Raw genomic sequence first — 17,117 nt, forward strand, 5'->3', positions numbered from 1 at the left:
CCGTCGACAATTTCCTCAATAGGTGCGTGGAGGCCGACGACCGATCGCTCGGCATTCCCGAATTCACGTGTGAGCTGTTGCGCTTGCTCTTGCCATTGGTCATGGATCGGGTTTTCATCAGCGAGCGATACAATGGCGCTCGCATACAATCCTTCGAGAGCGGTCACACCACACCTCTCTAGTGTGATCGCACGCGCGCCCGCGCGTAGATCGCCGACGAGTTCACTCACTGCCGTTTCGAATGCCTGCTGGAACTCGGTGCTTGCGGCGATATATTCCCATATTTCGCTAACCGGAGCATCGAGTGTAACGGATGCGGTTGGCGAAAGAGGTGGCTGCCGAGTGAGAATGAGTTGCCCACTGCTCTCGGACGATCGGGATGTGATGCCCGCTTCGTCTTCTGGAGGTTGTGCAGACGCACTGCTATCGGTGTATTCGAATGGTTGTTGGCTCATAGTCGAGCCCCGGTGTTTCAGCGCTGGCGGCCGGAGACTCGCCGTACCTACGATAATACAGCTCCCCGGTTTCTTGTCCCAGTATGACAAAGCTACCGCTCTTCCCGAGAGCAAGCCTTATTACCCTAGGCCGGAAAAAGGAAACACGAGATTTTGGGTTTGTCGTGCCTCCTTCGTCGGGGGACTGGTGATCCCCCGCCGACGCTTATTTCATGTTCCCTAGCTTGGTGTATCCTTGTGAAGAGGGGTGAGGTCTTAATAGTTGGGGGTTCCCCCTCATCCACCGAAAAATCCATCACCCATAGGACCTTCCACGACAATATGAGCAAAATAGAGGGCTATATGACTGATGACACCGGGGGTAACTGGCGGAAATATCCATTAGACGATTTTGTTCAAGCGGTGGAATCTAGTGGTGGTGAAGCCACCACACCAGAAGTAACAGCTGAGGTAGGTTGCTCTCCCGAAACTGCTCGGAGAAGAATGAAGGAATTAGAAGATAATGGGGTAGTTGAACGACGAGAAATTGGTCCTACACTGGTTTGGCTAATGGCGACTGAGTAGCCAGATAGTCGCTCGAATTTGACCGTTCTCCGCCCCGATTTTAAGCCTATGAGACCGATTTGATATTGATCACCTCAACTGACAATTGACCGTGAGAGATGGAAGAGAGGGTAGCACAAAGGACGCTGGCTCGCTGTCGAGAGATAGTTCGATTCAGGGATCATAGTGATAGACGTAGGGATGGTCTTGTTTTCCGTTGGGCATGATCACTGAGAGGGTCTCTTCGAGTTGGTCTTCGGTCGGTGCCGTTGCGACGACCTGCCCATCGTAGATGGCCACATAGGCTTCTTCGAGTCTGAGGTCACGGAATTGTCGGCCCAGTCGTCTGGCGTTCGCCTTTCCGAGTTGGGCGTGATAGATACGCGCCAACTCAGTGGTTTCGTCCTTGAGTTCGTCAATCTCGTCGGCGAATCGCTCGCGGTTGTCTTGGTTTTTCGTGTAAAACCGTAGGCGTTCGGCGTCACTTCGAGTCGGTTCGTCAGCTGGCGGGAGGGTTTCTGCGATACCAAATCGGTGTGTTGCTTCTTCGTAGGCGGTTTCCGGATCATCCTTGATGATCTGCATAGCCATCCCTGCAAGTGGATCGACATCTTCCAGGCCGTTCTCGACTTGGCAACTCTTTCCTACGCTCGCTGACGGGTCAGCGAGCAGTAGATAGTCGCATCGAACAATGGTTCTTGATGCGGTTCTGATGTTCTCGCAATATGCTCGGTGTCTCTCGACTCCCTCCGTGGGTTGCACGAGCCTTGGCGTCGTTCGAGTCAGTTTTCTCTGATCGTCGCAACGTTACCTCGTTCGTCGCGTTCGTGAGTGCGGTTATCAAGACCGAATCTCGCCACACCGTGAGTGAACTTGCCCGCGGGATTTCGCGTCCCGATGCGGACGCGAAATCCGGCCGCACCTATCGCTACTTTCTCGGTGACGCTGTGTGGTCAGCCATTGATCTCGCTCAGCACCAAGCTGCGTACATTTTCGACCAACTCGACGTCGGGGCTGGTGACGAGATTCTTCTCCACATCGACGATACCCACGTCTCAAAAACCGGCGACGCCACCGATGGCGTCGCCCGGTTGTACAATCCAGTCAAAGGAGAAACCGAGCTCGGGAACAAATTCGTCACGTCGTGTCTCCAAGTTGGGGAGATATATTTTCCATATCTCGCGCGAATGTACATCAAAGAGGAGCTTGCGTCGGATTTCGACGAACCGTTCAAGAAGAAAACCGAGATTGCGGTTGAGAAGATCGTGACGCCGCTCCAGATTCCGTCTGGAGCGGCTCTCACTGTCGTGTTCGACTCGGCGTACTACGCTGGCGACAAGGTCAAACAAATCACAAATCAAGGGTATGACGTCGTCTGTCGCTACAAATCAAGCTATCACGTCTCTCCAGTGGGTGTCGTCTGGGACCTCCGCGTCGATGACTTCGCATCGACGCTGGAGTACGAAGACGTCACGATCACTGTGCGGGGGCGCAAGAAAACGTATAGCGTGGCGAGTGAAATCGTGGAAATCGAAGGACTTGGCCGGGTGAAATCGGTAACGAGCAAGACGGACGATGTGACTCGCCACTACATCAGTACGGATCTCGGCCGGCCAGCGGCCGAGATCCTCGAACTCGTCGAGCATCGCTGGAATATCGAAACGGTCCACGAGGAGTCGAATAAGCAATTCGGCTTCAAACAGTACGAGCTATGGGGAAAACAGGGAATCGAACGCTACATCCAACTCGTGTTTCTCGCATGGACGCTGGTAACGCTCAATGAGCAAGCAGACGTCGGCTTTTGGGAAGATGGAGGCGGACTCAGCGTCCGGCTCAATCACGCACAAGCCGATCTTACTGCAGAGACAGTATTCCAGATCACCGAAGAGATCGACTCGTCGCTCCCGCGAGCGGAGCGACGAGAGGCCGTGCGTGAACGTGTCTATTTTTACTCGTGGTCCTCTATTGCGAATTTCTTTATTACAGATTACAGATTATATATCCCATCCAATCAACTGTGCGATTTCTATACCGAGATTGTTCAGATAGCGATGTCACAATAAAACGAGTACATAACCTTTCTCAGCTTAGACAGAATTGTCTGAATCAAACGATCTTGCCAAGTCGAGGGCCGTTTGTAACGATCCGGCCTTCGTATGGAAGCAACACGACCGATGTCACCGTAACTGGGAAGGTCTCTTCGGGAAGTGCCTCCGCATAGCTGTCGTAGACGCCCGTAACTTTGTACGCTCGTGGCTCGTCGGGTTCGAGAAAGACGGTGCCATCTTCGAGATGCTCGACGACGAAAAACTGTCCCACTTCGTAGTTCAACCACGCTTCGATCTGTTCGAGTTGGATTTGCGAAAAGTTGGCAGGATTCTCTCTGATGAACTCCTCGATAACCTCGACGACGTTTTCTTCCTGATACAACTTCCTGTGAATCGGCTGGAGTGTGTCCAGAGACGCGCGTTCGAGGTCCTCGTAGGTGTTGATATCCGGAACCACATCGAAGCGGTCGTTGGCGTACAGGAGCACCTGTCCCTCCAGTTCAAGGAACTCTCGTGCAGTGTCCGGATTGAGAACTGCTGGGTCGTCCGTCTCACCCGGCGTTGCGAACAGGTCGCTGCCTTCTTCCATTCTCGTGGCAATCTCTTCGATAACGGTGTCGTATTCCTCGGGGGAGACACCTGCACGTTCGAGCGCGAGATCAGGATCGACCTTTTCCTGTAGGCCTTCGGTCACGGCTGCGAGTGATGCGAGAATGGCGTCGGATTCTGGCGATAACGAGCTGAGAATACCTTCGAGTCGTTCGGCTTCTGCCGGTGGCAAGAGTTGGAGTTCGTCCGGGTCGAGATTTTCACCAGGCTCCCAGTCGGGGGGGATCGAGTGGAGGCTCGGGAAGTGTGGATGGGTCCTCACCCTCAGAGACAGCATCGAGATGGGTGGCGTCATCGAATTCGCCACTCATGAACAGCGATTTCGCCATGCCCCAGTTGTCGGGATCAGCCGCAGCGTCGACGATGGTTTCATCGAGTGATTCGACGTGAGTCGCTAGTTGATCACCGTTTTCGATATCGCCTCGCTTGCCGAGAAACCGGAGAAATGCCCCGATCACGGATGCGACTGTTTCGAAGTGGTCGGGTTCGCTACTGATCTTTGCTGGGTAAAGGTCTCGACAGACGGTTTCGAGACTGTGCTCGTCAGGGTCGTCGAGTGGGACGTACTCGTAGCCATACAGTAACTCGTGAAACGTTCCGATGACAAACTGTGCTTCACGTTGCTGGTGGGTTGTGAGTCGTTTGAACTGCTGACTGTCAGTAAATTCCGAACCGAGTCGTTCGATGCGGTCAAGCGAGGCTTGGTATTGCTCGTCTGATGGCGGATCGGTTTCATCCATACAGATGGTTGAGCAGCCACAACCAAAATTCATTCCTCCCTTCGCCTCCCTTGTCGGTTGAATTGGAGTGGTGCTTTCACCAAGCGAGGTGAGGATGGCTAGCCGAGAGCGATTTTGTGCTGTAGTGTGAATGGGTAATATGGCTGGATACGATGAAATTCCAGTGCAATCTGTCGAACAGGACGTTACAGAGTGGTTGGACGACCACGACCCGTTGGCCCGAAACGGGTTGAATCGAGTCGAAAGTCGGTTTCTGCGGACAGTTGGGGAACCGGCACGGATGGATGTGGAAGGGTACGCCCGCTTGAAGAATCCGCACATGCGGGTGGCGTCAGCCACAGAATTTGGGGTATTTGCATATGAGGAGGACGTGGTGCTGTTTGAACTCGATGAGACGGTGGAGTGTGGTGAGATGGTTGGGTATCCCGCGGGTGATAACCGTTGGGTGCCAATACTAATCTGCCAGACTGGACCGGTGGCCCAGGCGCGCGACCGAATGGAAATGGTACTGGTGACGCTCAACAGTCTGGCTGACGGGGAATTAGCGCTCTAACCACCAGTTAGAACTGATTCCGGTATCTTTATAGGTACTGTTACTGTTATCGATACCGATAACGTATGAGTGGATCACCATCGTCACGCTCTTCTTCAGCTCACCGGGCAGTCGGCTTCGTGGACAAGGGCGGCACGGGCAAGACGACCACGCTCGCGCACCTTGGGGTCGTTTTCGAGAACGAACTCGATTACGAGACGGTATTGATAGACCTCGCAGGTAAACAGGGGGATCTCGCCAAGCATTTCGGCGTGTGGGAGCAGGTTGAGGTAGCCGTCGCCAACGACGATGACTGGCCAAACATTGCCACCACGTTTCAGGAGAAATGGGGGCAGGTTGCCCGTCTTCAAGACGAGTCCACTGGCGACCCGCTGGCAGATATGATACTTTCGCTTGATGAAGGTCCCGACCTTATCCCGACGAGCGAAGAACTCGACGGTATCGATAGCATGCTGAATACCGTGGACGACCCCGGCGAGCGATACGCCCGCCTCGATGCGTTCCTTACTGAGTACGTCGATGAGCGCTACGACGTGATTTTGATTGATGCTGCGGGATCTTCGTCGAACATCACGATGAACGCGCTCCGAGCGGCGGGCCATGTGGTCGCACTGTCGAAACCTGCGCCGTTTGATGAAGGCCAAGCTCGGAAACTCCGGACCGACCTCAAATCGATGGTCGAACAACAGACGCTTGAGACGGATCTCACGATGGTGATGTTGAACGAACTCGACGGGAACACGATTGCCGGCCGTGAATTCCTCCAACGCTTCGAAGCGGAGTTCGGTCCGGCGATGGCCCCACAGCAGATCCCCTCGACGCAGGACATCATTAATGCTCAGATGCGTGGGACGACCCTGTTCGAGTTAGAGGATCCGCTCGCTACTGCCGAGCGTGCGATGGACGCTTACCGGGCGAATGCGACCGAACTTGCTCGGCGGTTCGAGACGTGTGACTGGATGACTGAGACTGATTCCAGCACCGTCGAGTCGGACATATCGACGGAGGTGAACTGAGATGAGCGATGATGGGAGCGACACGACAGCGGAGTTGGAGCGACTGAAAGACGAAACACGAATCGGTGGGCGAACAGACACCGCGGGTGGAGAAACCACCGATGACCCTGTAGCCGAACTGGTCGAGTACATCACTACTGTCCGCGACGGTGACGCTACTCAGTCGTTCGGAGCGAAAGACGATCAGATCGCTGCGTATCTCGCGTATCTGAGCGATCACCCTGAGACGATGCGTGTGGTTGGTGAGGCAGCGGCGGACAACCTCGCTCGGTCGCCGACCGTCAATTACGAACAGAAGAGTGGAATCGTCCGGTTGCTGTTTCGGCTTGGACTCCAAGAAGCGATGCCCGAGCACGACGACCAGTTAGGCGATGCAATCGCCGAATATGCACGGACAAACTTGTGATGGACCATCAATCGCAATCGGTAACGATATCGGTAACGTAATCGATAACGGTATTGATTGGCTGAATCTTGGGTGACCGACGACGCCATCAGATGAATTACCTTTCCAACCAATTTCTACCGGCTTTTGTCACTTTCGGCAGTTAACCTACTGTATATAGTCTGGTTCTTCACCATCACAGTTTTGTTCATGCTGTCGTGCTTCGTCAGGATTGTCAAGCATGAGTCCGCATGATTCACACTCGTACCATGTGTCGCCATCATGCCTGGTTTCGATTACCATGATATATGAGTTGATTTTGCTTTTTTCTTCAGTCATTGAGTTGTGTCGTCACTTGTGTACGGACTGCTTCCCAGCAATTTGGACAGAGTTGTGTTTCTATTCGCTGATTTGGCTCTTCGCAGCTTTCGTCTTCGAGGACGAGGAGGTGTCGAGGGTAAGGTGATTCAGGTAGTCTTCCCTTGCACCGTGAACATTGCTTGCCTGGCATAGGCTATCACTTGTGAATGTGGTGTAAGCATTCGATTTAGTTATAGGTTTTCACGGATTCGTTTTGCGATGCTGGCCGATATCTTCTCGACTGGGTGGCACGGTACGCGACTGGCCGACCTCCAGCCCGGCGAGTTGGTCGTGATCTACGGCGCTGAACCCGTTGACTGATGGCGGCCTACAGCGCGTAGATCCAGGATGCATCGGAGATCTACTCCGTCGATCGCGTGCCGAGCCAGCTTGATCTCGACCAAGAATACTGCGATGCTACCCCGATCTACTTCGAAGAAAGTGACCCTGTCGAGCAGATCAAGGAAATCCACGACGGTGTCGACATGAGTGGTCGATGCAGTTGGCTACCAGGCTGTCGATCTCGATGAAGAGGTCGACGATGCCTACGACTCGTTCCGTGAGAACCCCGCGAACGTGATCAACAATCCCATTGAGACCGTGCGCCTAACCGGCCAGCTCGGCATCGTTGGGCTATGCATCCCCGACGATCCCGGTACACCCGACGAAATGGCTGCCCAGGGACGGTTCGATATCGACTTCGGCAAGCTTTTCGAAAAGGCAGAAGCTCGGTACCGGCTAATGTGACGTCAAGTCGTACAACCGTCAGCTGCCCGATCTGATCATGAGAGTCGCGCCGATCCGAGCTTCCTCCGCCCCATCGGATAAATCTCAACAAAGTATCGGGATGTATGAACACTTTGGAAATTGTGAGGAAGACATCAGTAAGGTCCTACTCGAACCGTAGAACGCAACGTTTGACATTCAGGTCATGATCTTTTCCCACTTCGTCGTTTATCGTCAAACCCCGGTACTGCTACCACCTGTCGCGATCGGCCGGGGAACGTGAGGAAAGCGTCATGGTCGTCATACATTCCCTTATTCCCACGTTTCTAATTAAATCGCACTCAAATCCGGTAACATACTCACTAGCCACAACTTTTTGGTAGCTTGTCGTCATTGAGTAAATCCCGGTACAACCACCTCGCCATCATACCGGGAGAGCGTGGGAGGGCATCATGGTCGGTCCTCATCCCCACGTTTTTGAGATAGTGCCCACGCTCAGATTGTCGATTTGGGTTCAGTCTGTGAATTTATAGTGAGCGGCTCGGAAAGTCGCTTCTTTCACTTAGTCAGCGTTCGTCACACGGATTCGTCTTAACGGAGCCAGCACTATCCGGCGGACTCGGCGAGCGGTCCAAAGAGACAGTCGCGGCGAGCGCACCAGAACAATCCATTTCGGTGGCGGGGTGTCGTACGAAACCCTCCAGTCACCACCCGGAGGACAGTGCCCGCCAGCATCGCCGGCACGCTCACTATCGCGGCCTCTTTGATTGGGCATTTTCAGCCCTGGTACATCATTTTTGCCACGAACCTGATGTTGCTATGCTTATCCTAAGAACATCAGCTAACTGATTCTTTCATACCCATTGGCGGTGAACAAATCCGCAAATTCACGGCATTCACATGCTGTCTTCACCGATTAATGCTTTGTCGACGCCTAATCTGCACAGGAGGTGTCCAAGGGTGAGTTCCACGTTGCTCCAGTATTCGAAACGATCTTGCTCTGTGAACAAGACAGATGAAAGTGTGCGAGGGTGGCCGAGTTTGGCCAAAGGCGGTGGACTTAAGATCCGCTCCCGTAGGGGTTCGCTGGTTCAAATCCTGCCCCTCGCACATTCTCAAGTGACAGGGCAGATCAGTAGAGCGTTCAGTAATATTTGATGAGTCTCGATTGCACGCGGTCGGGCTATCCCGCCATCAAAACTCCAATTTTTCACTTTCGTAAATATCAATCAAAAGTCTTCCTCAAAGACCAAGGGTGTCGATATCAATTTTCTAGAAACACGCATTTACACATCACATCTATGTTTGAGTTGTGGTCTCGGTCATCATCTCTGTATTAGCAAGCAGTGACTACACCGTAGTATTCGTCGCCAGAACCAGAACCACTATGCGGCTGGCACAGGATATTCTCGTAGCGGCACAGTTACGGGCCCTTAGCTCAGTGGTACGAGCGCTCGGCTCATAATGGCACTCTGGATCCACTGTGCTATCACATGGATGCCGCTGCTGGGAGATACCGAGTGGTCGTTGGTTCGAATCCGACAGGGCCCATCGCGCCACCTCACAACGCGCATGTGACGCCTCCCAACGGGTTGATCGATATCGAATCGGTTTGGGCAATGTTCTCGGCAAGAAGAGCGAGGCCCATCGTATGTCGGATCCCAGCTTTTCCGACTCCGGAAGTCCTTGAGGCGATGGGATCACCGTGAAATCGGCCGAGATCGACGTCGCGTGCGGCTGCTGCATCCGCCTTGCGTGCGCGTTCACGCGCCGATTGATCGGTGACTGTGATGAAGGCATTCAGTTCGTCGTAGGCTGCGATACAATCCAGTGTTCTCTTGACGAGCTCTAGCGACGATTGATCGCTATTACGGATTGCAGCCGCAGCATCGTGTACCGATCGTCCGACGAGTCGATTGCTGCTTATATTCAGCCACAGTTTTGCTGGAGGATATACTGTTGAAAGATTCTATCAACTCAAAGTAGATAATTGTCCACAAACTTTTCATGCTCTGACCCCTTTGTGCTAATCCCCGTACTACTGCCATTGGCGGGGGAGAACGTAGGGAGGTGACATGATACCGCTTCTACCTTACGTTTTCGAGGCGAGATAAATCGGATGAGTACCAACCAACCAGAAGTTATTTGTTCTTTCTCTGTCTTACACAGATCCCCGGGAACTGCTACCACCTGCATGGATTCGTCCGGGGAGAGCGTGGAGTGGGCATCATGGTCGTCCCAACTTCCCACGTTTCTGAATTCTGAGTATCGTGGCTAATTTCGAGTATGCTAACCGATCGCAAGATACTTGTCATCATGAATTGTTGAGTCGGGTGCGGTAGGTGTTTCGAGTCAGACAGCAAACGTGGGTGGAATGGTCGTCATGTCTTCGTTCGCTCGTGCCCACGTTTTCGAGGTCAACCGTGCCTCATGCAAACCTCAACGCTCTTGCCGAATCTAGTGAAACACGTTGAGGGCGAAGCAGTCAATAAGGCCGTGTAGCGGTGCTCCGACGAGGTTCAATGACCGTACGAACCCGTAGGTTCGAACGGACTGCTCTAATCCGGGTTTAGAGAGTCCACGGAACTTCTCCAGCCACGGTTCGATGAGGGACCAAAGGCATTCGACCTGATTCGTGTGGATACCCTCGTCTGAGACGTACTCATCGTCGTGAACGACGGTTCGGTGCTCGTAGTCCATCTGCTGATAGGCGGGTAACTCGTCGGTCCAGATCTCTCCCAGCGGCTGGGAGAGATCGCCTGCTTCCTCGATTACTGGTCCGAGATTTTCGTCGTACGCAGAACCTTCTTCTGCCGAAACCACGCGCAGCACGTCGCGGCACGCCGCAACGAGCGTCAGTTTGTCGCCGGGAGCACCTTCCCAGCGTGATCGGCCAGGGTCGCCAGAACCGCCGCGGGAGAGGCCGTCCCGCGGCGGCGATTGTCCCTTGTAGCCGGAGCACTTCGAGCCAGTTTCATCGATCTGTGTTGGTCCCTCGACGGTGTGTTGGATACGCTCCCAGACGAGGGGGAAGCCGCGCTCGAATGCGGCTTCCCCCTCGCGGAGTTGGGTGTGAACTGTGTCGTAGCAAGGATCGAACAGCTGGGCGATCTGGTTGATGCTGAGCAAGGTATCGGCGTAGAGGATGAAGACGAGCAGGAGTTCACCGGGAGTGAGACCGCTGTTTGCAAACGGCGTATTTCGGGTGTATGTGAAGCCGTAGCGGCAGTTGTGGCACCAGACTCGGGGACTGTCGTCCCGAGTCTGGAGGGCTGTTTCACAACACTCGGGACAGGGAGCTTGTTCCCACGCGTGCTTGCAGCGCCGCTCGACGATGGTGTCGAGCGGCTCGGGGCGGAACACTATTGCTTGCCGCTCAACAACGTCCTGTAGCATCCCGCCGAAAGCTGTCTGCTGGAACATACCCACTAGCATACGGCGGGATGCTGTAGTTCCTACGCGACTGTTTCACTAGACTCGGCAAGAGCGATGGGATAACTAGGGGAGGGATCAAAACCGTCTATGGATTCTAATCCAGTAGGACGTATCCAAAACCCAGCACGAGAGAGATCAGACCCGTAAGAAGAACAAGAAGAGAGCTACTACGTGCTGGCTCATAGAAGAAAGCAACGAGGAACGCAGCCGCGGCTACGTAGAATAAAAAGTCTAGCCCTTTACCCAACACCTCCACTATCAGCCGCGTTTCGTTTCTCGCAGACATGTATCTCCCTATCAACCAGGTTCGTATAGTAGTATCGGTAGTGGATACAAAGTTGGCTCATTGTTCTTTGGCAATGAGTGGGTACAATTATTTACCTTGCGAACACACATCTGCCAATGTCAACGGCGGCTGTGCGTCGTTTCGATTTGTATGATTTTTTCAGCGTCCTTCTTCCAGGACTGGCCCTCATCCTTGGTCTGTATCCATTTTATCCACAGGGTCTCACTATCAGTTCTCTTGGTGCAGTTCTTCCATTACTGGCAGGAGGATTTGCGGTTGGGAGGGTTGTTCATTCAGCAGCCGTGAGAATTGAGGATTGGATTGGTTCGAAAGGCCACCGTGATCTGTTTGCGACGGAGATCCGGCACTCGCCGACGCTTGATCGAGCAACTGTTGAGGCGTTCTACGAATGCTGCAGATCTCAATTCGATATCGAGCTCACAAAGGATCGTACGGATCTGACAGACGATGCAGCATTAGGATTGTATTCAGTGGTGAGATCGCATGTGTATATTGATTCCCGAGGTCGATCACAGACGTTCCAAGCGATTTCAGCATTTTACCGCAGTATGTGGTTTGTCTCCGTGTTCCTTGCCGTATTGGTGTTCCTATACGGAGCATTCCCGGCAATTCAATCAGCAATGCCGTATCCCACAAAGATAGCGACCCTTTCTGTTCCTCCCCAGTGGTTCACATATGGTGCTATAATCTTATTTGCCGGTAGTTACACGACATTCAGAGAAGCCAAAGCTACGCACAGAGAATTGTTCGTCCAGTATCTTATCACGGATTTCATCTCGCTGTCCAGCCCATAGCCACTCCATTGTTCCACCATGACATGATGCTTGTAGACGGGTAAGCATCTTCGGCTCGCTCCCCTGCATTGTTTGCTATTCTTCTCGAATGACCAGTCTGACAATAGGTACATGATTACCGACCAGCGCATCTTGGACAGCAAGCTCGTCTTGGGGATGATCAGCGTAGTTATCCTTGTGTGACACTTGCTCTTCGCACACAGGTGATGAGTTACACAAGCAAGACCGGTCAGCGCACCAGCGGTGTGTCACGATGTGGTACGTGTTGGAAACTATAGACACACAAAGCTTATTCCAAACTCGTCAGGAAACCAAGTGCGCACAGGGGTGTGTGCTTGGCATCATCTCCATGCGTGGCACTCGACACACCCCTGTGGGCTATGAGATTTTTCGATACTCTTGGCTCAGAACTGCGGTACGGTGTGGATAGTCTAACGTGATTTTCGAACCTGGCTATGATTCGTAGCTGTACCGCGTTTCCTGGCTCACGACAGCCTCGCCGGCGTCCGTCTTGTCCCGATAGTTCCACGAGTCACCGCTGGCGAGCGAGTCCGTGCTGTCCTGGAGCGTTGTGTAGAGTCGTTCGCTGGCGTCGTCGACGTACAAGAACATCGTCGCGGTGAGTTGTTCAATTGGGCTGCCGCTCGTGTTCTCGATCTCGCCGGTGACCGTGGCCGCCCCGTCGGACAAGTCAAGCTCCGACGAAATCTCCTCGAGGCCGTCGGTCGTGTACTTGGGTGCTGTCGGGCTGTACTCGACGGTGTACTCATAGTCCTCGGCGGTCTCAGCACCGTCGCCGAACTGGATAACAGGCGCAAGCCACTCCTCGCCGCTCGGCAGCGCTGCGATCGTGTTTGATCCGGTCGCGATCTCCTCGCCGTCCCCATTGTAGAACGTCGCCGTCGCGACTACCTCGCCAGTCATCGGGCCGGCGTTCTCGACTGTCGCGCCGACAACCGCCGACGGGATGTCCTGGTCAGCGTTGACTGCGAGCTCCCGTCCGGTGACGGTCAGCTGCGAAGATGATGCTGCAGAGCGCATCTCGCCATCCGGTGCAGGTTCGGGGCTGTCGGTGGCCGTCTCGTCGTCACCGCTGGCAGTCTCGGTTATGTTGGCCGTGTCGGTATCGGCTACAGTAGTGCGTGTGGCCGTCTCACTGGCCCCGGTGTCGGTTCCATTCCCACTCGTTGTCTCACCGGCTTCCCCGTTCGACCCGCTACAGCCTGCGAGTGTGGTCGCCGTTGCCAAGCCGATCGCTGTCAGATACCGCCGACGGTGCATAGTTATCGCTCTGGATGTATCAGGATAAATGTGCCCCTACTGACTTCCACCTTGGGTAACATTCGCCTGTCTTTGGGAGGCCATTCTCTACATAAGGCTCTGCGAGAGCGCACGGACGAACCCCTTCGTTTCGGCTATGACCCGGCCTCTCCGAGCACCAGTATATGATCACGGACGGCCGCGTCCTTGAGGATAATTTTGTGCCGCGAGAAATCGAGCATCGCAACGATCAGATGAACGCCCTCGCGGACGCTCTCCATCCGATTACTGAAGGACGCTCGGCACTCCCGACCTTCCTGCTCGGACCGTCCGGTTCCCGGAAGACCTGCCTCGTACGAATCGGACTCGATCGCCTGCGCGAGGAATGTCCCAGCATCGCCTACCAATTCGTGAGCTGCTGGGAAGACTATTCCCGGTTTCGTGTGCTCTATCAGATCGTCCGAACCATCGATCCCGGGACCGTCGATCGCCGGACGGCCACCACCGGTACGCTCCTTGACCGCCTCAAAGAGTTCGACGGACAGGTGATCGTGACTCTCGGCGAGGTCGATCAGCTCCACGACGCGAAGGTACTCTACGATCTCTACACGACTCACGGCGTGTCGGTCGTCCTGATCGTCAACGACGTCGAGGACCTCTTCAGCCGTCTCGATGACCGGATCGTCTCCCGACTCCGCGGAACGAAACGCATCCGTCTCGATCGCTACACCGTCGACGAGCTCGTCTCGATTCTCGGTGAGCGTGCCTGCCTCGGCCTCCGACCCGTTGTCGTCGATCGCGACCGGCTTGCGCATATCGCGGATGCCGCTGCGGGTGACGCCCGCGTCGCGATCAACATCCTTCGCTGTGCTGCAGAAGAGGCCGAGCGTGACAACGCCGACGAAATCTCTTCTGCAATGATCGCCGATGCAGTCGATGCCGCTCGCGACGACGTCCAGCGCAAACAGGTCGATGAGTTCTCACCCCATCAGCGCACGGTTTACGAGATCGTTCGCGAGCGGGGCTCGGTATCTGGTGGTGATCTCCAGGAGGCCTACCGTGATCGCGTCGACGTGTATGTGTTCTCGCCAAGCAGATCAGCAACCTCCTCGATAAGTTTTCTCGATAGGCAAACTTGGCATCCGTTCGGATTCGAACGACCGACTCGTACACACGTGATTCTCACACCGTACTGATCGGTCAGGCAACTGCTGCAACGGCGTACGGTTGTCGTACGCACGGCTGACGCCTCTCATCGGTAGATACGAATCTGAGGCTTTGGCGATAAATATGCACACGAACTTGTTGCTCTTGTGTGACTATTGAGAATCTGCGCTCTGTCGGCGTGAGATCTCGTGCGGTCGCGTCGAAACGGGAAAAGAGCGGATTAGTCGGCGAGACGATCGAGGATGTCCCGCTCGCGGTCGATGGTCTCACGTGCGCGCTCGCGATACTCTTCGAGATCGTCCGATTCGTGCTCTTGCTGGCTCATGGTGGTACTGTCGTGCTTCAGCATCTTTAACGCTCCGGGAGTTTCGACTCGTCGATCTCGCCTGTCTTGAGCCACTCGGCGAGTTCTTCGATGTCGAACAGGCCTGCGCGACGGACAATACGCTCGATAGTCTCGTCGTCTTGCGGAAATTCAACTTCAAGCCCTTGATCGTTCAGATATTCCATCGTTACAGCCCATGCTGTCCGCTTGTTCGCGTCCTCGAAAACGTGAGTACTCGGGATCCTGAATAGCAATACAGCGCCGCAGTGCCACGGGTCGTCGTATTCCGATGCTGGTTCGACGACCTTCTCACGAAGGGTGAGTTTCGGAGCCGCGATCCGCACCCCTTTGTATTTCAGGTCATACTCTTTCTCGATCTCCTCGTGCATGGTGACGATCTCCGCCGCCGTTGGCAGGTCGTTTTCAACCATGTGTGGATTTCGACCTGTCCAGGCAAGTGCTCAGTCCGAACGGGCGCGTGCGTGCGTCGGAATGTATCGGCCGGTTACTCGCCAACACCGGGTACGCGAGCCGTCTCCGAACGTACCGACGGTTCGACTCTTTCCGCTGGCTCATGGTTCCGATCAGAGTTCCCCGATGAGTTGTTCACGCTTTTCCTCGTATTCGTCGTCAGACAACAACCCGTCGTCATGCAAGCTTTCAATCTCCCGTAGGCGGTCAGCAGGCGATTCTGGTTCAGCGTTTGAGCTTGTGTCCCCACCGCTCTGCACCGCCTCAATTTGATCGCGCACAAAGGCAACAATGTCCCGACATTCGTCCTTGCCAGGCTCGTGCACCTCGATGTGATATGTTGGTCCAGCAGTGTGGAGTGATATACGCTTGTTCACGAAGCCGGTGTCGAGGTCGGCTGTCACGATGTTGTGGTAGGGTACCGTCCGCTCGTCGCTGCCGAGGAGCTGCGGGACCTTGACGACCACACGATCCTCAGTGAATGCAGCACGGACGTATCCGCGCGTCCCGGACTTTCGCGAACGATCGTCGCCGAACAACGAGCTTCCCGAACCGGCTCCCTCCACATCGACGGTACTCCCACGGGTGAGATACATCACTTGCTCACCATCATCGAGGACATCCTCGATCTTCTCCACCCGCTCGGGAGTAACGTATTCACCGTGAGGTTCGTAATCCAGCCCCTCATCATCGCTTCCGAATAACCCCATCAGCGCTCCTCCGTGTCTGCTACCGTCCACAGAACGCTCGGGCCGACATCCCGCTTTCCGAGACGGCCATGTTCATGCAGCTGCGATAGTCGGGTGTGAATTGAACGACGTGGCGCATCGAGTCGATCAGCGACCTCCGATGCCGTCGCTCCACCGTCTTCTTCACGAACCGCTTCGAGAATTTGCTCCGGGTCGTACTTCTGTTTGAAACGCCCACTCTGTTCGTCACGCTCGTCGTTCATGGCCTCTGACTTAACATCCATAGCCTATGTGGGTTTTGGCGCTATATGAGCAAAAGCCTTAGCCTATGCAGGACATGGGGACCTTCATACCCTTAGCCTGTGTAGGCTACGGTAGAGACAGACCGGCGTCTTCGGGCGTGTCATCGCGGTGAAGGAACGCGCCGGTGGTTGCACCCACCGACGCTGGCTGTTTCATGGAAGAGAACAGCCATGTCGAAAAACGAAACCAGCGGACAAGACTCCCGCGGTATCGACTTGAAAACGACGCTGTGCGACGACGGGCGCGAACGCCCCACGCGATCGAAATCGGCGGACTTTGGCGGCGAAGCGTCAGGGATGGATGATCTCGGCGGCACGCCGGAGATCGACGACACCGACGCCCGGCGCGACGACGCTCCCGAGACGTGGCTCTCGCTGCTCACCGACGCGTTCGGCCCAGCGGATGGAGTTTCAGGCGGTAATCCACCGCCGGACCCGACGAGCTAGTCGCCGCGAGGCGGTTCGCGACGGCCGATTCACCGGTCGCCGACGCCGGTGGAACAGTACCAGCTATGAGCAACGAGCGTTTTGGATACATTAGACTGTTCTAACGGATTTACGGTGTTGTGGTAGTCCCTTCTATTTTGGAATAAAATCCCTCTCGTGAAATTTCACCTGAGAGTCGCTGTACCGCCCACTTGTCATTCACTGTCCAAGTGTACCAGACGTTTCGTTCTGCACCTGTCTGAACCGTCATAGCGAGTTCCCATCCGCCGGTTCCCGCGAAGTCCTCGCCGAGGACTTCGCGGGAACGGTCGTCTGTGATGGCTGGACGGCATATCCGGCTTTCAGCAGCAACCTCCAGCGATGTTGGGCGCATATTCTACGGGAGGCTGAAGACACCGCCGAGAAGCAGGCAGAAGGCGAACCGATCTACCGTGCCCTCAAACAGCTGTACGTCGCTCTCCAGACCCGGCTGGAGAGCGACTTGA

The 17,117-nt window shown here is 54.9% G+C and carries 18 protein-coding genes, 2 tRNA genes and 2 pseudogenes; 12 read left to right on the plus strand and 10 right to left on the minus strand.

Annotated features, from left to right (window positions below):
* The first annotated feature begins 776 nt into the window (after positions 1–776).
* The gene (locus tag C451_RS21240; protein ID WP_241431265.1) at positions 777–1,019 is read left to right on the plus strand and encodes a helix-turn-helix domain-containing protein; all 243 of its coding nucleotides are present in this window, start codon (positions 777–779) and stop codon (positions 1,017–1,019) included.
* 153 nt (positions 1,020–1,172) lie between these two features.
* Here the strand turns inward: C451_RS21240 and C451_RS23325 are convergent, their stop codons facing one another.
* Complete coding sequence (locus C451_RS23325) at positions 1,173–1,583, minus strand: hypothetical protein (RefSeq protein ID WP_007743416.1); 411 nt, start codon at positions 1,581–1,583, stop codon at positions 1,173–1,175.
* A 140-nt stretch (positions 1,584–1,723) separates the two neighbouring features.
* Here C451_RS23325 and C451_RS19570 point away from each other — a divergent pair, with 140 nt between their 5' ends.
* A complete protein-coding gene (locus C451_RS19570; RefSeq protein WP_049913267.1) occupies positions 1,724–3,061 on the plus strand; it encodes an IS701 family transposase in 1,338 nt (445 codons plus the stop codon).
* Between the two features lie 43 nt (positions 3,062–3,104).
* On the opposite strand, the gene C451_RS23895 is transcribed toward C451_RS19570, so the two are convergent.
* Together C451_RS23895 and C451_RS23900 are read right to left on the minus strand one after the other, a co-directional pair.
* A complete protein-coding gene (locus C451_RS23895) occupies positions 3,105–3,827 on the minus strand; it encodes a hypothetical protein (protein WP_241431266.1) in 723 nt (240 codons plus the stop codon).
* Positions 3,828–3,855: 28 nt separating this feature from the next.
* On the minus strand, positions 3,856–4,395 hold the full coding sequence (locus tag C451_RS23900; RefSeq protein ID WP_007743421.1) for a hypothetical protein: 540 nt from the start codon (positions 4,393–4,395) through the stop codon (positions 3,856–3,858).
* Between the two features lie 139 nt (positions 4,396–4,534).
* Here C451_RS23900 and C451_RS19580 point away from each other — a divergent pair, with 139 nt between their 5' ends.
* The 3 genes from C451_RS19580 to C451_RS19590 all read left to right on the plus strand — a co-directional run bounded on the left by C451_RS19580 (position 4,535) and on the right by C451_RS19590 (position 6,370).
* Complete coding sequence (locus tag C451_RS19580) at positions 4,535–4,948, plus strand: hypothetical protein (RefSeq protein ID WP_152420525.1); 414 nt, start codon at positions 4,535–4,537, stop codon at positions 4,946–4,948.
* Between the two features lie 65 nt (positions 4,949–5,013).
* Positions 5,014–5,964 (plus strand): ParA family protein, encoded by a 951-nt coding sequence (locus tag C451_RS19585; protein WP_049913268.1) that lies wholly within the window; start codon positions 5,014–5,016, stop codon positions 5,962–5,964.
* A 1-nt stretch (position 5,965) separates the two neighbouring features.
* Entirely contained in the window at positions 5,966–6,370 is a 405-nt protein-coding gene (locus C451_RS19590; protein ID WP_007743429.1) for a hypothetical protein, read from the plus strand.
* 147 nt (positions 6,371–6,517) lie between these two features.
* On the opposite strand, the gene C451_RS24635 is transcribed toward C451_RS19590, so the two are convergent.
* A complete protein-coding gene (locus tag C451_RS24635; RefSeq protein ID WP_449271515.1) occupies positions 6,518–6,688 on the minus strand; it encodes a DUF7128 family protein in 171 nt (56 codons plus the stop codon).
* A gap of 234 nt (positions 6,689–6,922) precedes the next feature.
* On the opposite strand from C451_RS24635, the pseudogene C451_RS19595 reads away from it, so the two are divergent.
* The 3 genes and pseudogenes from C451_RS19595 to C451_RS19605 form a co-directional block, all read left to right on the plus strand.
* A pseudogene (locus C451_RS19595) lies at positions 6,923–7,616 on the plus strand (aldehyde dehydrogenase); the annotation flags it as partial.
* Positions 7,617–8,460: 844 nt separating this feature from the next.
* Positions 8,461–8,545: transfer RNA gene (locus tag C451_RS19600), tRNA-Leu, on the plus strand.
* A gap of 317 nt (positions 8,546–8,862) precedes the next feature.
* Positions 8,863–8,986 (plus strand) — tRNA-Ile (locus C451_RS19605).
* A gap of 10 nt (positions 8,987–8,996) precedes the next feature.
* On the opposite strand, the gene C451_RS23905 is transcribed toward C451_RS19605, so the two are convergent.
* Positions 8,997–9,374, minus strand: coding sequence for an amidase family protein (locus C451_RS23905; protein WP_338035196.1), 378 nt, complete (start codon positions 9,372–9,374; stop codon positions 8,997–8,999).
* 518 nt (positions 9,375–9,892) lie between these two features.
* Positions 9,893–10,870: an IS1595-like element ISHth4 family transposase gene (locus C451_RS19610; protein ID WP_007743431.1), complete on the minus strand. Its 978-nt coding sequence runs from the start codon at positions 10,868–10,870 to the stop codon at positions 9,893–9,895.
* Positions 10,871–11,272: 402 nt separating this feature from the next.
* Here C451_RS19610 and C451_RS22265 point away from each other — a divergent pair, with 402 nt between their 5' ends.
* Positions 11,273–11,971, plus strand: coding sequence for a hypothetical protein (locus C451_RS22265; RefSeq protein WP_152420526.1), 699 nt, complete (start codon positions 11,273–11,275; stop codon positions 11,969–11,971).
* 453 nt (positions 11,972–12,424) lie between these two features.
* On the opposite strand, the gene C451_RS19625 is transcribed toward C451_RS22265, so the two are convergent.
* Entirely contained in the window at positions 12,425–13,252 is an 828-nt protein-coding gene (locus C451_RS19625) for an FxLYD domain-containing protein (protein ID WP_007743434.1), read from the minus strand.
* 164 nt (positions 13,253–13,416) lie between these two features.
* Between C451_RS19625 and C451_RS19630 the strand changes: the two genes are divergently transcribed.
* On the plus strand, positions 13,417–14,427 hold the full coding sequence (locus C451_RS19630; protein ID WP_007743435.1) for a Cdc6/Cdc18 family protein: 1,011 nt from the start codon (positions 13,417–13,419) through the stop codon (positions 14,425–14,427).
* Between the two features lie 322 nt (positions 14,428–14,749).
* Here C451_RS19630 and C451_RS19635 read toward each other — a convergent pair whose 3' ends face one another.
* The 3 genes from C451_RS19635 to C451_RS19645 all read right to left on the minus strand — a co-directional run bounded on the left by C451_RS19635 (position 14,750) and on the right by C451_RS19645 (position 16,167).
* Positions 14,750–15,154, minus strand: a complete 405-nt coding sequence (locus C451_RS19635) for a type II toxin-antitoxin system death-on-curing family toxin (RefSeq protein WP_007743437.1) — start codon at positions 15,152–15,154, stop codon at positions 14,750–14,752.
* Positions 15,155–15,307: 153 nt separating this feature from the next.
* Entirely contained in the window at positions 15,308–15,904 is a 597-nt protein-coding gene (locus C451_RS19640; RefSeq protein ID WP_007743438.1) for a PH domain-containing protein, read from the minus strand.
* A complete protein-coding gene (locus C451_RS19645; RefSeq protein WP_080503575.1) occupies positions 15,904–16,167 on the minus strand; it encodes a helix-turn-helix domain-containing protein in 264 nt (87 codons plus the stop codon). Before C451_RS19645 ends, C451_RS19640 begins: the two co-directional genes overlap by 1 nt.
* 189 nt (positions 16,168–16,356) lie before the next feature.
* Here C451_RS19645 and C451_RS19650 point away from each other — a divergent pair, with 189 nt between their 5' ends.
* Together C451_RS19650 and C451_RS21250 are read left to right on the plus strand one after the other, a co-directional pair.
* Complete coding sequence (locus tag C451_RS19650; protein WP_007743440.1) at positions 16,357–16,632, plus strand: hypothetical protein; 276 nt, start codon at positions 16,357–16,359, stop codon at positions 16,630–16,632.
* A 277-nt stretch (positions 16,633–16,909) separates the two neighbouring features.
* Positions 16,910–17,117: pseudogene (locus C451_RS21250) on the plus strand (IS66 family transposase); the annotation flags it as partial.

The sequence above is a fragment of the Halococcus thailandensis JCM 13552 genome, assembly GCF_000336715.1.
Taxonomy (GTDB): Archaea; Halobacteriota; Halobacteria; order Halobacteriales; family Halococcaceae; genus Halococcus; species Halococcus thailandensis.

Bases quoted from the DNA above. Each gene is read 5' to 3' on its own strand.
- C451_RS21240 (WP_241431265.1), top strand. From the start codon at position 777: ATGAGCAAAATAGAGGGCTATATGACTGATGACACCGGGGGTAACTGG.
- C451_RS23325 (WP_007743416.1), bottom strand. From the start codon at position 1,583: ATGCAGATCATCAAGGATGATCCGGAAACCGCCTACGAAGAAGCAACA.
- C451_RS19570 (WP_049913267.1), top strand. From the start codon at position 1,724: ATGCTCGGTGTCTCTCGACTCCCTCCGTGGGTTGCACGAGCCTTGGCG.
- C451_RS23900 (WP_007743421.1), bottom strand. From the start codon at position 4,395: ATGGATGAAACCGATCCGCCATCAGACGAGCAATACCAAGCCTCGCTT.
- C451_RS19580 (WP_152420525.1), top strand. From the start codon at position 4,535: ATGGCTGGATACGATGAAATTCCAGTGCAATCTGTCGAACAGGACGTT.
- C451_RS19585 (WP_049913268.1), top strand. From the start codon at position 5,014: ATGAGTGGATCACCATCGTCACGCTCTTCTTCAGCTCACCGGGCAGTC.
- C451_RS19590 (WP_007743429.1), top strand. From the start codon at position 5,966: ATGAGCGATGATGGGAGCGACACGACAGCGGAGTTGGAGCGACTGAAA.
- C451_RS24635 (WP_449271515.1), bottom strand. From the start codon at position 6,688: ATGACTGAAGAAAAAAGCAAAATCAACTCATATATCATGGTAATCGAA.
- C451_RS19610 (WP_007743431.1), bottom strand. From the start codon at position 10,870: ATGCTAGTGGGTATGTTCCAGCAGACAGCTTTCGGCGGGATGCTACAG.
- C451_RS22265 (WP_152420526.1), top strand. From the start codon at position 11,273: ATGTCAACGGCGGCTGTGCGTCGTTTCGATTTGTATGATTTTTTCAGC.
- C451_RS19625 (WP_007743434.1), bottom strand. From the start codon at position 13,252: ATGCACCGTCGGCGGTATCTGACAGCGATCGGCTTGGCAACGGCGACC.
- C451_RS19630 (WP_007743435.1), top strand. From the start codon at position 13,417: ATGATCACGGACGGCCGCGTCCTTGAGGATAATTTTGTGCCGCGAGAA.
- C451_RS19635 (WP_007743437.1), bottom strand. From the start codon at position 15,154: ATGGTTGAAAACGACCTGCCAACGGCGGCGGAGATCGTCACCATGCAC.
- C451_RS19640 (WP_007743438.1), bottom strand. From the start codon at position 15,904: ATGGGGTTATTCGGAAGCGATGATGAGGGGCTGGATTACGAACCTCAC.
- C451_RS19645 (WP_080503575.1), bottom strand. From the start codon at position 16,167: ATGGATGTTAAGTCAGAGGCCATGAACGACGAGCGTGACGAACAGAGT.
- C451_RS19650 (WP_007743440.1), top strand. From the start codon at position 16,357: ATGTCGAAAAACGAAACCAGCGGACAAGACTCCCGCGGTATCGACTTG.